The 15,839-nt window shown below is 74.0% G+C and carries 12 protein-coding genes; 4 read left to right on the top strand and 8 right to left on the bottom strand.

Annotated elements, in window-relative coordinates; genetic code table 11:
- Positions 1 to 17: 17 nt before the first annotated feature.
- From ACIQ9E_RS15130 to ACIQ9E_RS15120, 3 genes are all read left to right on the top strand, one after another.
- The gene (locus ACIQ9E_RS15130) at positions 18 to 458 is read left to right on the top strand and encodes an acyl-CoA thioesterase (protein ID WP_403706951.1); all 441 of its coding nucleotides are present in this window, start codon (positions 18 to 20) and stop codon (positions 456 to 458) included.
- A complete protein-coding gene (locus ACIQ9E_RS15125) occupies positions 455 to 1,156 on the top strand; it encodes a hypothetical protein (protein WP_403706949.1) in 702 nt (233 codons plus the stop codon). Before ACIQ9E_RS15130 ends, ACIQ9E_RS15125 begins: the two co-directional genes overlap by 4 nt.
- A 157-nt stretch (positions 1,157 to 1,313) precedes the next feature.
- The gene (locus ACIQ9E_RS15120; protein ID WP_403706947.1) at positions 1,314 to 2,087 is read left to right on the top strand and encodes an IclR family transcriptional regulator; all 774 of its coding nucleotides are present in this window, start codon (positions 1,314 to 1,316) and stop codon (positions 2,085 to 2,087) included.
- Between the two features lie 221 nt (positions 2,088 to 2,308).
- Here the strand turns inward: ACIQ9E_RS15120 and ACIQ9E_RS15115 are convergent, their stop codons facing one another.
- Entirely contained in the window at positions 2,309 to 2,713 is a 405-nt protein-coding gene (locus ACIQ9E_RS15115) for a globin (RefSeq protein ID WP_403706945.1), read from the bottom strand.
- A gap of 111 nt (positions 2,714 to 2,824) precedes the next feature.
- Between ACIQ9E_RS15115 and ACIQ9E_RS15110 the strand changes: the two genes are divergently transcribed.
- Positions 2,825 to 3,832, top strand: coding sequence for a methyltransferase domain-containing protein (locus ACIQ9E_RS15110; RefSeq protein WP_403706943.1), 1,008 nt, complete (start codon positions 2,825 to 2,827; stop codon positions 3,830 to 3,832).
- 181 nt (positions 3,833 to 4,013) lie between these two features.
- Here ACIQ9E_RS15110 and ACIQ9E_RS15105 read toward each other — a convergent pair whose 3' ends face one another.
- From ACIQ9E_RS15105 to ACIQ9E_RS15075, 7 genes are all read right to left on the bottom strand, one after another.
- The gene (locus tag ACIQ9E_RS15105) at positions 4,014 to 5,435 is read right to left on the bottom strand and encodes an FHA domain-containing protein (RefSeq protein WP_403706941.1); all 1,422 of its coding nucleotides are present in this window, start codon (positions 5,433 to 5,435) and stop codon (positions 4,014 to 4,016) included.
- A 69-nt stretch (positions 5,436 to 5,504) separates the two neighbouring features.
- On the bottom strand, positions 5,505 to 6,863 hold the full coding sequence (locus ACIQ9E_RS15100; protein ID WP_403706939.1) for a VWA domain-containing protein: 1,359 nt from the start codon (positions 6,861 to 6,863) through the stop codon (positions 5,505 to 5,507).
- A gap of 147 nt (positions 6,864 to 7,010) precedes the next feature.
- On the bottom strand, positions 7,011 to 8,780 hold the full coding sequence (locus ACIQ9E_RS15095) for a protein phosphatase 2C domain-containing protein (RefSeq protein ID WP_403706937.1): 1,770 nt from the start codon (positions 8,778 to 8,780) through the stop codon (positions 7,011 to 7,013).
- 3 nt (positions 8,781 to 8,783) lie between these two features.
- Entirely contained in the window at positions 8,784 to 11,471 is a 2,688-nt protein-coding gene (locus tag ACIQ9E_RS15090) for a tetratricopeptide repeat protein (RefSeq protein ID WP_403706935.1), read from the bottom strand.
- Positions 11,468 to 12,826 (bottom strand): hypothetical protein, encoded by a 1,359-nt coding sequence (locus ACIQ9E_RS15085; RefSeq protein WP_403706933.1) that lies wholly within the window; start codon positions 12,824 to 12,826, stop codon positions 11,468 to 11,470. Before ACIQ9E_RS15085 ends, ACIQ9E_RS15090 begins: the two co-directional genes overlap by 4 nt.
- 27 nt (positions 12,827 to 12,853) lie before the next feature.
- Positions 12,854 to 13,903, bottom strand: coding sequence for a glutamate ABC transporter substrate-binding protein (locus ACIQ9E_RS15080; RefSeq protein ID WP_403706931.1), 1,050 nt, complete (start codon positions 13,901 to 13,903; stop codon positions 12,854 to 12,856).
- An 11-nt stretch (positions 13,904 to 13,914) separates the two neighbouring features.
- On the bottom strand, positions 13,915 to 15,363 hold the full coding sequence (locus ACIQ9E_RS15075; protein WP_403706929.1) for a hypothetical protein: 1,449 nt from the start codon (positions 15,361 to 15,363) through the stop codon (positions 13,915 to 13,917).
- Positions 15,364 to 15,839 lie beyond the last annotated feature (476 nt).

Here is a 15,839-nt window from a genome sequence, read left to right as displayed (position 1 = left end):
AGCGGGAACCGTCACCCATGGCCCGGCACATCTACCGCTGTCCCCTCCGCTGGTCCGACATGGACGCCTTCGGGCATGTCAACAACGTCGTCTTCCTCCGCTATCTGGAAGAGGCGCGGATCGACTTCATGTTCCGGCTCCGGCCCGGCGACGGCTCCCCCTCCTTCTCCGGGGGTTCGGTGGTGGCCCGCCACGAGATCGACTACGTGCGGCCGCTGGTCCACCGGCACGAACCGGTGACCGTCGAATCCTGGGTGACCCGGATCGGCGCCGCGTCCCTGACCATCGCCTACGAGGTCAAGGACGCCGAAGGCGCCTCCCAGGTCTATGTCCGCGCCTCGACGGTCGTCGTCCCCTACGACCTCGAAGCCGGCCGGCCCCGCCGGATCAGCGCCGAGGAACGCGCCCACCTCCAGCAGTATCTGGAAGGGGCCGACGAAGGCGCACTGGTCGCATGAGCGTGTCCGTGCAGAGCCTGAACCTCGCCGATGCCCGGGAGGCGGACGACCTCACCGCCTTCCTCGCCCGGCTGCTCCATTACGACCGGGCCGCCGCCGTCCGGGTCCAGGCCGGTGTACCCGGCGGCAGCCCGCAGCCCCATCTCGCGGTCTTCGGCCGCCCGCCGTCCTTCGAGGTACTCGCGGTCCGCACCGCCCGGCTCGGTTCCCCGGCCGCCCTCGACACCACTGTCTCCGCCGGTGAACTACTCGACGGTATCGACGGCTCCCGCTTCACCCTGCCCGCACCCGTCACCGGCCCGCCGTGGACCGGGGTGCTGCCGCCCCGCGGCGGCTGGAGCGAACTGCCCGGCCTTCCCGCGGTCGCCGATATGCGGGCCGTCGTCGCCGCCGCCGTCGCCGAGTTCCGCCGCCGCGACGAGCAACTGCCCCCCGAGCACCGCAACCGCGCCGAGCGCGACCGCATCGGGCGCGAGATCTGGTCCCGGGAGCTGCCCGGAGTACGGCTGCCGCTGCGCGCCGTGCACGCTGCGCACTCCCTCGGCTTCCTGCGCCCCGGCGCCCCCGTGGCGCTGCTGGCCGCCCCCGGTTCCTGGCTTCGCCTCCGTACCCCCTTCGGTTCCGTCGCGCTCCGCGCGGGCGGGCCCGGCGGCCCCGGTCTGGGGGCACTCGGCCTCACCCCGACCCGAAGCGGTTGAGCCCGGCGCGCGGGGGCAGATGCGCCGTACGGAGCCGCCGCGCCGTGTCCGGCGGGGCGCCCGGCGCAGGTCCGGGGCGTACGGAACGGCAGCAGGGCGCGTACGGCGACGGCGCGCCCGGCGGGACGAGCCCAGGGGGCACGGGGGTGGACGAAGGATGACGACGACGGACCGGGGCGCCGCCGCGGTGCAGTCCGTGGACCGGGCGGTGAGCGTCCTGGAGAGCCTGGCCCGGCACGGCGAGGCCGGAGTCACCGAGATCGCCGATGAGCTGGGGGTCCATAAGTCGACCGCCTTCCGTCTCCTCGGCGCCCTGGAGAACCGGGGCCTGGTGACCCAGGCGCGGGAACGCGGCAAGTACAGCCTCGGCGCGGGCCTGCTCCGGCTCGCGGGCGCGGCCGCCGGACGCCTCGATATCGCCCAGGAGTCCGCCCCGCTCTGCCGGGCACTGGCCGATGAGATCGGGGACACGGTCAATGTGGCGGTCCTCGACGACGACGCGGCCGTCAACGTCGCCCAGGCCAGGGGCGCCGCGTCGGTGACCTCGTACAACTGGATAGGCCGCCGCACCCCGCTGCACGCCACCTCCAGCGGCAAGGTGCTGCTCGCCCATGCGCCCGCCGCGGTCAGGGAGCGGGTGTTCGCCGCCGGGCCGACCGCCTACACACCGCAGACCGTCACCGCGCCCGCCCTGCTCGCGCGGCTGCTCGACGAGACCGTCGAACGGGGGTACGCGGTCGCCGTCGAGGAGTTGGAGACCGGTCTCAACGCGGTGGCCGCGCCGGTACGGTGCCACGACGGGACGGTCGCGGGCGCGCTGAGCGTCTCCGGCCCCGCCTACCGGCTCCGGACCGAACTGCTGCCGGAGATCGCGGAACGGGTGGTCGCCGTCGCCGCCCTGCTCTCCCGGCGACTGGGATACCCGGGCTGACCGCACCGCCGTTCCACCGCCCCGGTCACCATCCGGACCCGGGGCTACCGTCCGGGCCCGCCCCCGCTCCGGTCATACCTGTGGTCACGCCCGTGGACGGCTCGCGGGACCGGGCCCCTCCGACGCCGTCCTTCCGGCCCCCGTACCGCCGGTGCCCGCCCGGTGACCCGTGGTGGCCGGTGCGTGCGGTGCGCCCTCACGGGACCGGGCCGGGGCCCCTGTCAGCCTTCGGAGTTGATCATCGAGGCGGCGGCGTACGTCATGTAGTTCCAGAGCTGCGTCTCGTGCTCCGGCGCCAGCTCCAGCTCCTCCACCGCCACCCGCATATGCCGCAGCCAGGCGTCGTGCGCCGCCCGGTCGACCCGGAACGGCACATGCCGCATCCGCAGCCGCGGATGGCCGCGGTTCTCGCTGTAAGTACGGGGCCCGCCCCAGTACTGCATCAGGAAGAGCGTGAACCGCTCCTCGGCCGGGCCGAGATCCTCCTCCGGATACATCGGCCGCAGCAGCGGATCGTCCGCGACACCCTCGTAGAAGCGGTGAACCAGACGGCGGAAGGTCGGCTCGCCGCCCACCTGCTCGTAGAAGGTCTGTTCCTGAAGGGTGCCCCGCGGAATCTCGTTCACCCGTCCATCGTCTCAGATGACCGGGACCAGGACCGGGGTCCTAGGACCCGTCCAGGGCCCGCCCGGCCGTGGTGCTCGCGTCGGGACCGGCCGCGCAGCACAGTGGAGGGCATGGGGACCCTTCCGCAGCGGTACACCGAGCCCGCCGACGAAGCCCGCCGCGCGCTGGTGGACGCGATCGTCGCCGACGGCGGGCTGACGGACCCCGCATGGCGGCTGGCCTTCGAGGAGGTGCCCCGGCATCTGTTCGTCCCGTACTACTACGTCCCGGTGCCCGCGCGCCCCGGCCGCCCCGGCGGCTGGGAGCGGCTGTGGGGAGAGGATCCCGACCCCGTACGCCGGGAGCGCTGGCTGCGCGGTGCCTATACGGACGGACCGCTGGCCACCCGGGTCCGCGACGGCGCGCTGCTCTCCTCCAGCAGCCAGCCGTCGCTGATGGCACGGATGCTGGACGCGCTGGAGGTGCGGTACGGGGACCGGGTGCTGGAGATCGGCGCGGGCAGCGGCTACAACGCGGCCCTGCTCTGCCACCGGCTCGGTGCCGCCCGGGTCACCACCGTCGATCTCGACCCGGAGATCACCGAATCCGCCCGGACCCATCTGGCGGCGGCGGGCTACCGGCCCGCGGTGGTGACCGGCGACGGGACCCGGGGGGTGCCGGGGCGGGCGCCCTTCGACCGGATCGTGGCCACCTGCACGCTGCCCGTGATTCCCCACGACTGGCTCGCCCAGTGCCGGCCGGACGCCCGGATCATCGCCCCCGTCTCCACCGGCCTGGTCGTCCTGCGGGTGCGCGACGATGCCCGGGGCCGGTTCGCGGAGGGCCGTTTCCTGCGCACCCCGGCCTTCTTCGTCCCCCTGCGGGGCGCGGGCGGTGCCCCGGTGCTGCGGCCCAGGGGCCTGCCCCGCCCCGCGGTCGAGAACGAACTGTTCCGCTTCCTGCTGGCGCTGACGGCGGGCAGTCTCGACCCGCACGAGGCGCTGTCCCTCTGGCAGCGCGAGCGCCGGCCGCGCCGCGACCGGTTCGGGATCACGGTCGGCGAACGCCTCCAGTGGGCCTGGCTGGACGACCCCGCGGGCCCGTACGTCTGGCCCCTCGGGGAGGGCACGACCGGCTGAGCCGCAGATCGCCGGATACCGGCCGATACGGACAGATGCGGAACACTGCCGTCCTGTACGCGCCCGATGCGAGTCCGGTACGTGTCCTACGTGTCCGGTGCGCGCCCGATGCGAGTCCGGTACGGGACGGATCCGGCCGCGCGGGACGGCCCACGTCCGTCCCGCAACGCCCGGTCGCGGCTCAGCCCTGGTGGATGGTGATCGTCGTCCAGGCCCCGACATGGACCCGGTCGCCGTCGCTCAGCGGTACGGGGACATACGGCTGTATCGGTTCCTCGGCACCATTGAGCGTGGTGCCGTTGGTGGAGTTCTGGTCGACGACCGCCCAGGAACCGTCGGACTGCTGCACCAGCACGGCGTGCTTGTGCGAGACGCCCGGGTCCTCCGGCGGCACCGACAGGTCGATATCGGGGGATTCGCCGGTCGACTGGCGGCGCCGTCCGATGGTGATCTGGTTCCCGGTCAGCGGCAGACGCTGCTCGGGGGAGTACGCGGGCAGATTGAGGCTCCCGGCGTCCGGGCCGCTGCGCTGCATCATCGCCATGAAGTAGTCGCGGTCCGGACCGATGACCGCGGTCCAGGTGCCGGGCGCGGTGTAGCCGCCGGACGCGGTGGGCGGCGACTGGTGCTGCCCGGGTCCGGGGCCGCCCGGTCCGGGGGCCGGGGCGCCGCCGGACGCACCCGGGTGGCCGGGGATCGGCCCGCCGGGACCCTGCGGGCCGCCGTAGGGAGGCGGCGCCGGGGGCTGGTACGAGCCCGGCGGGGGGCCCTGCGGCGCGGGCGACGGCGGGCTCAGCGGCCAGTCGTCGACGGGCGGCGCACCCGCGCCGGGTGCCGCGGACCCCGTCCCGGGCGGGGGCGACTGCTGCGCCGGGGGCTGCTGGACCTGCGGGAAACCGGACGGCGGACCGGCTTGACCGCCGGACCCCGGGAAACCGGACGGCGGACCGGCAGGACCCCCGGGCCCCGGGAAACCGCGCGGATCGGGACCGCCGGGGAACGGCGGCTGCTGGGCACCCGGGAAACCGGGCGGCGCCTGGTGGCCGTGGCCCGGCGCCTCCTGGAGCGGTTCCGCGGGGCGGTTGAGCTGCGACGGACGCGAACTCTGGTAGTCGAAGGGGTCGTGGCCGCCGCCGGGGCCCTGCGGGCCGGGACTGCCCGGCCCCTGCGGGCCGCCCCCGGGACCGCCGGGGAAGCCCGGGATTCCGGCCGAACCGGGCGCTTGAGGCCCGCCGGGGCCCGGCTGCGGAGGTCCGGGCTGGTTGGTGAACCCCGCGGGGAGGTTCAGGCCGGGCCGCGGCCCGGTCGCCACCGGGGTGTACGAGGTCGCCGTGTTGGTCAGGAAGTTGTAGCGGCATTCCTCGCAGAAAGGCGCGTTGGCCTCACGGGGCGTACGGCACTGGGGGCACAGCTCGGCGTGCGCGGTGGCGTTCGGATCGCCGGGGCCCGCGAAGCTGCCGCCGGGGCCGGGGAATCCGTACCCCGGGGGCGGCGGAGGGGGCACCGCGCCCCCCGTGGGAGCGCCGGGGCCGGCCATACGGTGGCCACAGACCTCGCACCAGTCGTCGGAACCCGACTGGTGTCCGTTCGGGCAGGTCGGCATGGAGGCGCCTCCCCCTCTCCTGTCCGGCCCGCGGGCCGCTGCTTCATCCGTCGTGGCGGTGGTACGCGGCTATTTCTTGACGCGGACCGTTTTCGTCGAGCGCGTTTCGAGGGTCATCTCGTCGGCGTCGGCGACCTTTGCTTTCAGTCGCACAGTACCCGTCGCCGCATCGACCACGTCCACCACCTTCGAAAGGAGTTTCGCAGTGTCCGCGTTTCCGGACGCCTCGGCCAACTGGACGGCACGCCCCAGTTTCGCCGTCGCGCCGTCGATATCTCCCGACTTGCGGGCATCCAGCCCCTGCTGGATGACCTGGGCCAGTTCGGCCTGCCCCGTGTAGTGGGCGACTTGCGGGTTGATCGCGGTGGACGACGCCAGATCGTCCGTCCACACGGCCCGGACCAGCCCCTGGGAGAGGACCTGCGGGGTGCCGCCGTCGCCCGCCGGGACGATCAGCGAGACCCGGGCCGCCAGCATCTCCTGCCCGATACCTGCCTCGGGGACCCGTACACAGAGGTGGTAGTCGCGCGATTCGTCGCCCCAGGAGCCGGTGGGATAGTCCCCGGCCCGCGGGCCCGCCTCGGTGCGCCGGGCGGTGAGGTCCTCCACCGTCGGCGCCACCTGCTTGACGAAGGCGAACTCGACCCCGACGGGCGTCCACACCCGCAGGGAGACGTCCGCGACCTCCTTGCCCATCGCGTTCTCCATCATGGCGGTGAAGTCGGCCGCGAGATGGGCGGGGTCGGCGACGATGTCCGCCGTACCGAGGAGGGCGGAGGCGATACCGGTGACCTCCTTCACCTCCCAGTCGGTGCCCACGCCCCGGGCGTCGCAGGTGAACCGTGCCGCCACCGACTCCAGCGCCCCGTGCAGTTCGGCCGGGGACTCGTGTTCGTTCCGGCCGTCGGTGAGCAGGATGCCGTGGCGTATTCGGGCCCCGGCACCGGCGAACAGTTCGTCCGCGAGCCGCAGCCAGGTGCCGATCGCCGTACCGCCGCCCGCGGACAGCCTCCGCAGCGCGTTACGGGCATCGGCCCGGGTACCCGGCCCGGCGACCGCGAGACCGCCGCTCTCCGGATAGACCTGCCGGGCGATATGCGTTCCGGCGACGACGGCGAACTCGGTACCGTCCCGCAGGGTGTCGATCGCGGCGGCCGTGGCGTCGCGCGCGTTCCGCATCTTCTGCGGCGGATAGTCCATCGAGCCCGAACAGTCGACCATGATCACAACAGCGGCGGACGGCGCGGAGACGGGGATACCGGCCGGTGACGCCGAGACCCCCGACAGCGGCGCGCCGCCACTGGTGCCACCACCGGTCGAAGTGACCGTGACGATCGCACTGACCTCGCGGCCGCCCTCGGGGAGGAACTCGTTCTGGTAGACGTCGACGGAGAATCCGGGCACTCGCGATTTGGCGAAATTGGCCATCGGGGCGGCTCCTTGGGCGCACTCCAACACGGAACGGACGGATCGGACGGTGTGGCGGGGCCGACGACGGTGGCTCCGTCGAGAAAGGGGGGCGGCGGTCGCCCGGCAGTCACAACCGCGGACGCACCGGTGCGCACACGGATGCACTCAGGACCGGCCACCTCCCTGGCGTCCCACGGCGAACGGCAGGACCGCCACCGTCACATTGTCGTGGCCGCCGCCGTCGAGGGCGTGCCCGACCAGGGCCCGGGCGCTGCGCAGCGGCCACCGGGCGGCATCGGACGGCATGGCTCCGGCCATCTCCTCCGGTGTCTCGGCGTAGTTCCACAGACCGTCCGTGCAGACCACGACCACGCCGGACCGGTCGGGCTGGAACACGGCCGTGTGCGGATCCAGTTCGTACGCGTCGGCGCCCAGCCAGCCGGTGATCGCGTGGGCACGCTCGTCCGCGTACGCCTCCGCCTCGGTCATCAGGCCCGCCGCCACCATCTGGGCCGCCCATGAATCGTCCTCGGTGAGCCGGGCCGCGGGGCCCGAGCGGTCGTCGGGCACCCAGTAGACCCGGCTGTCGCCGACCCAGCCGACGATCAGCAGCCCGCTCGCCGAGACCGCGCCGACGATGGTGCACGCGGGGGCGTTCTGCTGGGGGTGGGTGTGGTGTCCGGCGGCGTCACGGCCCGCGCCCGGGGCGGCGAGCGCGTTCACGGCGGCCGCGGCGGCGACGATGGCGTCCCGCATGGCCTGCTGGGGATGCGTACCTCGCGGCAGCGAGTCCACCAGCACATCGCAGGCAGTCCGGGCGGCGGCCTGTGACGCCTCGTCGGGCCGGGTGGCCGAGGAGACGCCGTCGCAGACGATCGCGACGACCGCGGGCGAACCGTCCGGCAGGGCGGTGGCCGAGACGGCGAACGCGTCCTCGTTGCGGTGGTGCCGCAGTCCGCGGTCGCTGACCGCGGCGACCGTGTCCAGCTCCTCTTCCATATGGTCCCGTTCACGCGGCTGGGCGTGGCCGCAGTTCTCGCAGTAGCCGTCGGTGTCCACCCGTCCGGCGCGGCACGCCACGCACAGCTTGCCGCCGTTGCCGCCGCCGCCGCCGCTGCCGCTGCCGCTGCCGGGGGCGGGGGTCCGGGGATCCGGGGCGGCCCCGGGCCCCTCCCGTCCCGGACCCTGCTCCCCGGGTGCCGCACCCTGCGGAGCGGGCGGCCCCGCCGGGACCTGCGGCGCGGGCCGCTGGAGCGCGAAGTCCCCGGATTCCGCGGGGTCTCCGGCGGTCCCGGCGGTCCCGGCGGTCCGGGTGGTTTCCGTGTTTCCGGCGTTCGCCGGGTTGCCGGCGCTTGCGGTGTTTCCGGTGTTCACGGCGGTCCCGGCGTCCGGCGCGTCCACGGCGGACGGCCCGAGACGGGCCGTACCGGTGGTGTACGCCGTCACTCCCGCGGGCCTTTCGGACACCTCGGTCAGCGGGGTGTGCCCGGTCGCGGACGGCCCGAAGGACGGCTCCGTACGGGAATGCCCCACGCCCGCACCGGAGGCGGCGGCCCGCTGGTCGTGCCGGACGCCCGGGGCGGGGGAGCGGGCCCCGGCGGGCGCCGGGCCGCCCGGATCGGCGAGGGCCGAGATCCGGGAGCGCGGCTGCTCCTGCGCCCCGCCCGCCCCGGGCTCACCCGGACGAGCGACCCGGGGCGGACCCGGCGGTACGCCCGGCACCGGTGGTACGGGCGGAGCCGGTACGGCGGACGGCGGCGGAAGCGGTGTACCGATGGCGAGGGTCGGACGGTCGGCGGAGGGCGGCGGCACCGCCCCTCCGAAGGCCGGGAGCCCGGTTCCGCACCGGCCGCAGAAGCGGTCGTCGGACTCCACCGGCTCGCCGCAGCCGGGGCAGAAGGCGCCCCCGGCCTGCTGGAAGTTCTGCGACGGCATTGATCACACCCACGTCCGGGGGCGGAAGCGGTTGGCACGCTCCACCAGGTCCATGCGCTCCTCGCCCCGCTGGGCGAGCCGGGCGAGTACCCGGTAGGAGCGTTCCAGCCCGAAGCGGAGGCCCCGTTCGTCGAGGGGGCTGCCGAGCAGCGCACGGGATGCGCCGCCGGACGGAGCCGAACCCGCGGCGCCCGACCGGGCGGGCGGTGCTCCGGGACTACCGGAGAGTACCCAGTCCAGGGCCGTGCCGAGTACCTCGGTGGTGAGCAACTCCCGCCGGACCGCGTCCAGACCGAACTCCCGCAACGCCGTCACCTGCTCCGAGGCGGCCGTCAGATCGGCCGTCAGCTCCTCCTGCGGAAGGCGGCGGCGCAGCCGCGCCCGGACGGCGGCGACTCGCGCCGCGGTGTAGTGGATCGACGACTCCGGCACCGATTCCAGGGTCCGTACGGCACCGGCCCGGTCCCCGGCGGCGAGCTGCACCCGTGCCAGGCCGAACGCGGCACTGACATAGCCGGGATCGGTCGCCCACACCAGACGGTAGTACTCGGCGGCGTTGTCGAGCTGGCCGAGGACCTCGGCGCAGATGCCGAGGGCCAGTTTGGGTGCGGGCTCGCCGGGAAACGCGTCGTACACCGCGTCGAAGGAGAGCGCAGCCGTCTCCTTGTCGCCCGTCACCAGGGACGCCAGGCCGCGGTACCAGATGACCCGCCAGTCGTCGCCGAAGCGCTGCTCCAGCCGTTCGAGGACGGTGACCGCGGTCGCCCGGTCGCCCATGTCCAGCCGGGCCCGCACCTCCCGCAGTCCGGTCTCGCACGAGGCGGCGGGCGCGGTCGCCAGGGCGGCGATCAGTTCGGCGGGGGCCGCGGTGAGCAGCCCGGCGAGGAAACCGGCGTTGGGGTCGTTCTGGTCGACCCGGGGGACCGGCAGGGCCAGCGCCACCGCCGCGGTGTCCAGCGGGAGGAGATGCGGGGCGGGCCGGCCCGGCGGCCCGGCCGCGCCCGGCCCCGGTGCGCCGCCGCCCGGACCCTGGAGGGCGGGCGGGCCGGACGCCTGCGCCGGGATCGTCAGCCGGGCCCCGGTCGGCGCGGGCCTGCGGCCCCCCGCCGAGAGGCCCAGGAACCCGCGGGGCGCCGGTCGGGCGCCCAACCGGGAGACGTCGTCGGGGGATTCGGCGAAGATCTGGGCGTCCGTGACCTTCACCTCGGGCCCGAACAGGGTGGAGAGCGCCGGACGCGGCCGCCCGGTCTGGATGGCCACCACCTCCCTCAGCACACCCGTCAGCTGCTCCGCCATCTCCTCGGCCGAGGCGAACCGCCGGGCCGGATCCGGGTCGGTCGCCCGCACCAGCAGCCGGTAGAAGGATTCGTAGGTACGGAAGACCTCGACCTTCTCCGGATCGGGCAGGGAGTCCGCGTACACGTTGGTGTAGCCGGTGAAGTCGATGGTCAGCACGGCGAGGGTACGGGCGACCGTGTACAGGTCGGAGGCGACGGAGGGGCCGACCTCGGGCACCTCGGGGGCCTGGTAGCCGACGGTGCCGTAGATCGCCGACTCGTCGTCGTCCATCCGGCGGACCGCGCCCATGTCGATGAGCTTCAACTGGTCGTGCTGCTGGATGGCGTTGTCGACCTTGAAGTCGCAGTAGAGCAGATTGCGGCTGTGGAGATGGCCTAGGGCCTCCAGCGCCTCGATACCGTACGCGCAGGCCTGTTCGACCGGCAGCGGATCGCGGCGCCCGCCCGGGTCCCGCCGGGCGTTGGCGATCTCCTTGAGGGATTTGCCGCCGACGTACTCCATGACGATGTAGCCGTCGAGGGATCCGGTGCGCTGGTCGAGGTGCTCGACGAAGTTGTAGATGCGGACGATGTTGGCGTGTTCGATCTCGGCGAGGAAGCGCCGCTCGGAGATCGCCACCTCCATGGCGTCCTGGTCGCCCGTGTCGAGCAGGCCCTTGAGCACCACCCAGCGGTCGGCGACGGCGCGGTCGATGGCGAGATAGATCCACCCCAGGCCGCCGTGGGCGAGGCAGCCCACGACCTCGTACTGGCCGCGGACGATATCGCCCGGCTGGAGTTTGGGGACGAAGGAGTACGGATGGCCGCAGGAGGTGCAGAAGCCTTCCGTACGCCCGGGGCGGTCGCCGCGGGACCGGCCCACGGGGGCGCCGCAGTCCGAGCGGGAGCAGAACCGCTTGCGCTCCGGCACCTCGGGCTCGGCCATCACCGCGGACCGCGGTTCGGGCCGCGGCACCTCGGGAACGGACACCAGACCGGCACCCAGCCGGTTGCGGGCGGAGCCCCGGGTGGCGGAGCCGCTGGAGCGGACCGACACCGATCGCAGCGACGTACTCGACGTACTCGTCCCCGAGAGGGAGCGGGAGAGCCGCCCCGAGACCGACCGTTTCGATACGGAGGAGCGCGCCGACCGGGAGGAGCGCGCGGAACGCGCGGACCTGGCCGACCGGCCGGACCGCCCCGACCCCCCGGAGTGCACCGCCCCCTTGGCACCCGCGGCGGCGGACGCGCCGTCCGGGCGGGCGCTGCTCCGGCCGGGCGCCACGACGGGCGCCAGACCGCAGGTGTCGCAGTAGAGTTCGCCGCCGCCGACGTCGTCGTAGCGCCCCTCGCAGCCGGGCCGCTGGCAGGCCCCCGGGGCCGCGCCCGCTCCGCCGTTGCCGTTTCCGCTCACGCGTCCCCCCTGCGGTCGGCGGAGCCGGTCCCTCCGGGCTCCGTTGGCGTCAGCGCCTCCGCCGCGGCCCGCTGATAGCGCAGCACCGCCTGCTCGGCGACCCGCAGATCACAGGGCGCGCTCCACAGCATCCGGCGGGCCGCGTCGTACCGTTCGATCAGCACCGGGTCCTCCGCGAGCCCGTGCCGTGCCGTCTTCGCCCGGTAGGCGTCGAGCCGGCCGCGCAGCTCGGCCCGGACCGCGAGCGGGGCGGTCACCGCCGTCAGCGATTCGCGGGCCCGCTGCAGTTCTTCCTCCGCCTCCTGCTCCAGGGACTCCAGCAGGGGCGAGAGCCGGTGCCACTGGGAGTGTCTGCGGTACTCGGCGGCGGTGGCCAGCCGCTCCTGGAGTGCGGTCGGCGGCCCGCTGACCGCCGGCACCTCACTGGCCGCGATCTTCGCCAGCACTTCGCCGCGGGCCGTCCGCGCCTCACTCAGGGTGCGGTCGGCCCTGGACAGCATGGACCGCAGTTTGATCAGCCGCTCCTCCGAGTCCTGACGGACCCCGAGCACCGCTTCGATCTCCCGGCGGACGTCCTCCAGACCCCGGGCCGCCCGGTCGTAGCGGTCGGTGTCGGGGCGTCCACCGCCGGGCGCCGAACTCCCCCTCGCGGGCCGCCAGAACGCCAGCGGGTCGGAGATCACCTGGGCCCGCAGGGTGGTCAGCTCATGGGTGATCGACTCCAGGTCGTCGCCCGACGGATGCTCCCCGGGGCGCACCCCGACGGAGTGCGCCAGGGTACGGGTGCGCTGGAGTTCGGCGGAGAGCAGGTCGATCCGGGCGGGCAGGGCCGACCAGACCGCGTCCGCCGTCACCACCATGTCGAGGGAGTCCGCGTACAACTCGTTCATCCGGTCCACCAGCTCTTCGAGGGTGAAACGCTCGGAGAGCTTCGCGGGGCCGGTGACCGACAGTGCCGCGGGCCCGTTCGCCGCACCGGTCGTGGCCGGGTTCGCCACGGTTACGCTGGGGCCGCGCAGCCGCTCGGTCAGCTCCGCGAGATCCTCCCGGCTGGACCAGCGCCGCCGGGCCCTGATGTCCCGGATCCCGGCCAGCGCGGCCGTATAGGCGTCGAAGTAGCCCCAGAGCAGGGCTATCGACTGCTCGGCCGCGGCCCACCGGTCCCGGGTCACCCCGGTCAGTTCGGCGCCTTCGAGCAGCCGGCGTCCGGCATGGTCCTGGAGGGCGAGCAGGGACGATTCGATCGCCTCGTGCTCGGCGCCGAGCCGGGCCAGGGCGCGGTCGATCTCGTCCCGGTCCATCACCGGCCCCGAAGGGCCGCCCCCCGGGCCGGAAAGGGATCCAGCGACGCCCATCCATCACCTCTTTCGTCTCTGCCGGGGTCAGCCGGTGCGGTACTTGGGAGCGGGCGGCCCGGATATCTCGGGCAGATCGGCCTTCAGCCACTTCTGGTAGGCGAGGGCCCATTCCCCCTTGCGGTACTCCTCCAGTACGTGGTTGATCCGGCGCACCAGATCGTCCTTGCCGAGCTTGGTGGCCACGCCGTAGTACTCGGTGGTGAACGGTCTGCCGCCCTTCAGCGCCACCGCCGGGTCCTGGGCGGCCTGGCCGGCGGCGAGGGCGTTGTCCGTGAGGACCGCGTCGACGAGCCCCTGCTGGAGCCGGACGAGACAGTCGAGCTGATTGGGGACGGTCAGGATGTCCTCGTCGTCCGGGCGGCCGTCGCCCGGGTCCTTGAAGACCGCGCCGTATGCGTTCTTCTCCAGCGCCTCATAGGCCGTGGACCCCTCCGCCGAGCAGACCCGCTTGCCCTTGAGGCTGGCGTTGTACCCGGTGATGGGGGAGTTCTTGGAGGCGAGGATCTGCTGCCCGGCCTGGAAGTAGGCGGTGGAGAAGGCGACCTGCCGGATCCGGGCGCAATTGATGGTCATCGTGCGGACCACGATGTCCACCGTGCCGTTGTTCAGGGCGGGTATCCGCTGGTTGGTGGGGATGGCCCGGAAGACCACGGCGTTCTTCCTGCTGCCGAAGATGTTCACCGCGATCGCCCGCGCCAGGTCGATGTCGAAGCCCGTGATGGCCCCGGTCTCCGGATCGCGGTAGCCCCAGCGGTAGCTGTTCTGGTCGACGCCGACGATCAGATGGCCGCGCTTCTTGATGGCGTCGATGGTCGGGCCGTCGGCGGCGGACGGCGGCAGCGAGGCCTCGGGGGACTCGCACGGCTCGGCGGTGGCCGGGGCCACCCGGGTCACCCCGCCCGCCGGATCCGCCGTGTCCGGAGCGGCGATCGCGCTCCCCGCGTCCCGGGACAGCGGGATCAGCACCCCGGCAACCAGGGCACAGACGGCGGCCATCGCGGCCACCCCGCCCCAGCCCCGGGCGGTGGGACGCCGCACCGTGGCAGCGGTCCCGTCCCCGCCGGAATCGTTCATCACGCCCCCTCTCACCGGTACTCCGACAGTCTGCGGTTGATCCCGAGGACCGCGCCGAGCGCGGCCAGCACCCCGAGTGCGGCAGCGCCCACGGGCAGCAGTCCGAAGGCGCCCCGGCCGTTCTCCGCGGCCCGGGTGAACTCCCGCTGCTCGTGCGCCAGGGCCCGGTCCAGCGCGGCGTCCACCTCGTCGAACGACTCGCCCGTCGACTCCTCGGCGCCGATGACCTTCTTCAGCGCGCCCTCGTAGTCACCGGCCCGGTCGGTCCGGCCGGCCTGCTCGTGCCGGCTCTGCCAGGTGTCGAGGCTCTTGGCGGCCGCGTCCAGCGGGGCGCTGCCCCGGGCGTCGTCGGCCAGCCGGTGGGCCCGCCCGAGCGCGTCGGCCAGACCGCCCATGTTCTCCCGGTACTCCGTCTCGTACTTGTCGTTCTTGCCGTCGTCGGTGAGGACCGCGCCCCGGGCGACCAGGACGAGGTTCTCGTTGGCGCGGGCCTTCAGCGAACTGATCCGCGCCTCGTTGAGCGCCCGCAGGGAGTTCTGCCCGCTGGTACGCGCCTCGCCGAGCTGCGACGAGGCCACCGTGTGCGCGGCGACGAGCCACAGCAGCAGAACCGTGGACGCGGCCGTGGCGGCCAGCAGCCCCTGGCTGAAGACCCGGTTCGTACGGAGGTAGTTGCGCCGCTGGGCCACCCCGAGGGCGCCGAGCGCGACGACCCCGGCGAGGAGGGCGAACAGCGGCCAGGCGGTGGCGTCCTCGTCGTCGCGGTCCAGCCGCGCCGTCTCCGCGTCGTACAACTTCTGGGCGGCGGGGAGCAGGACCTTCGTCATCCGCTCGTTGGCGAAGCGCAGATAGGCGCCGCCCAGCGGCTTCCCCTGGCGGTTGTAGGCCCGGGCGGTCTCCACATAGCCCGTATAGACCGGGAGCTGTTCGTTGAGCCTGCGGATCTGGCGGCCCGACTCGCTGCCGGCTTCCGTGTGCGTGGCGGCCTTGACCAGCAGCCGGGACGCGAGGGCGATGTCCTTCTCGTACCGCACCCGGACGGCACGCGGCTCCGCGGCGGCGCCCGCGAGGAAGCCGCTGGACGCGGCGGTGTCGGCATCGGCGAGAGAACGGTAGACCAGGGCGGCGTCGGCGCTCAGCGGCTGACTGCGGCTGACCACGTCGCCGGCCGCGGCAGCCCGGTCGGACACCTCCACCGCGGTGACCGCTCCGAAGGCGATCACCAGGGCGGCCAGCACCGCGCCGACGATCCGCAGCTTCCCCGGCTCGGTCGTCGCCGCCGCGCGCAGCCGCGCCATCGCCTCCGCGGCGCCCACCGGTCCCGTGACCAGCCCGCCGTCGGGGCCCGGCCGGGAATCCGGCACCGGGCCCGATGGAACGGATCCGACGGATCCGGCAGGTCCGGATCCGGGCGCGGGAGCCGACGGGTGCGCGGTGCGCACGTTCGGCGGGTGTGTCACGTGACCTCCCCCTCGGTCGCCGACGGCGTCCCGCCCCCCCCCCGGCGGGTGGGGCCGACCCCCATGGCGAGAAGTATGGCGGCGATGGCCGCTGCGCACAGCAGCCTTGACTCGATCTTGCACCGGAGCCGCTCCCGGCCTTCCAGCCCACCGGAGCCGCTCCCGGGCCTTCCCTCCCAACCGGGCGCATCCTCGACCGGCCGCTTTTCTCACCGGCCGCATTCTCGACCGGCCGCTTTTCTCACCGGACGTACTCGCGGGCCGGACGGCCCGCCGGCCGCCCCCCCCCGCGCCGTATCTCATCGTGTATACGCACACGGTCGGCCCCCGGTTCCCTCTCCCCGGCCCCGGCGCGGGAAATGGCGACACCACGCCAACGGTGTTTCAACCCCGCACTCCCCACCCGGCGGCCGCAGCCCTGTCACCACCCCGGACGACGAGGAACGACGCGAGGGGTCCCGGAAGCTCCCGGGACC

Source organism: Streptomyces sp. NPDC094448 (genome assembly GCF_044763775.1).
Classification (GTDB): domain Bacteria; phylum Actinomycetota; class Actinomycetes; order Streptomycetales; family Streptomycetaceae; genus Streptomyces.
The sequence above is the reverse complement of the archived record's forward strand: the minus strand, read 5'-3'. Positions and strand labels throughout refer to the sequence as shown.

Bases quoted from the DNA above. Each gene is read 5' to 3' on its own strand.
- ACIQ9E_RS15130 (WP_403706951.1), top strand. From the start codon at position 18: ATGGCCCGGCACATCTACCGCTGTCCCCTCCGCTGGTCCGACATGGAC.
- ACIQ9E_RS15125 (WP_403706949.1), top strand. From the start codon at position 455: ATGAGCGTGTCCGTGCAGAGCCTGAACCTCGCCGATGCCCGGGAGGCG.
- ACIQ9E_RS15120 (WP_403706947.1), top strand. From the start codon at position 1,314: ATGACGACGACGGACCGGGGCGCCGCCGCGGTGCAGTCCGTGGACCGG.
- ACIQ9E_RS15110 (WP_403706943.1), top strand. From the start codon at position 2,825: ATGGGGACCCTTCCGCAGCGGTACACCGAGCCCGCCGACGAAGCCCGC.
- ACIQ9E_RS15105 (WP_403706941.1), bottom strand. From the start codon at position 5,435: ATGCCGACCTGCCCGAACGGACACCAGTCGGGTTCCGACGACTGGTGC.
- ACIQ9E_RS15100 (WP_403706939.1), bottom strand. From the start codon at position 6,863: ATGGCCAATTTCGCCAAATCGCGAGTGCCCGGATTCTCCGTCGACGTC.
- ACIQ9E_RS15095 (WP_403706937.1), bottom strand. From the start codon at position 8,780: ATGCCGTCGCAGAACTTCCAGCAGGCCGGGGGCGCCTTCTGCCCCGGC.
- ACIQ9E_RS15085 (WP_403706933.1), bottom strand. From the start codon at position 12,826: ATGGGCGTCGCTGGATCCCTTTCCGGCCCGGGGGGCGGCCCTTCGGGG.
- ACIQ9E_RS15080 (WP_403706931.1), bottom strand. From the start codon at position 13,903: ATGAACGATTCCGGCGGGGACGGGACCGCTGCCACGGTGCGGCGTCCC.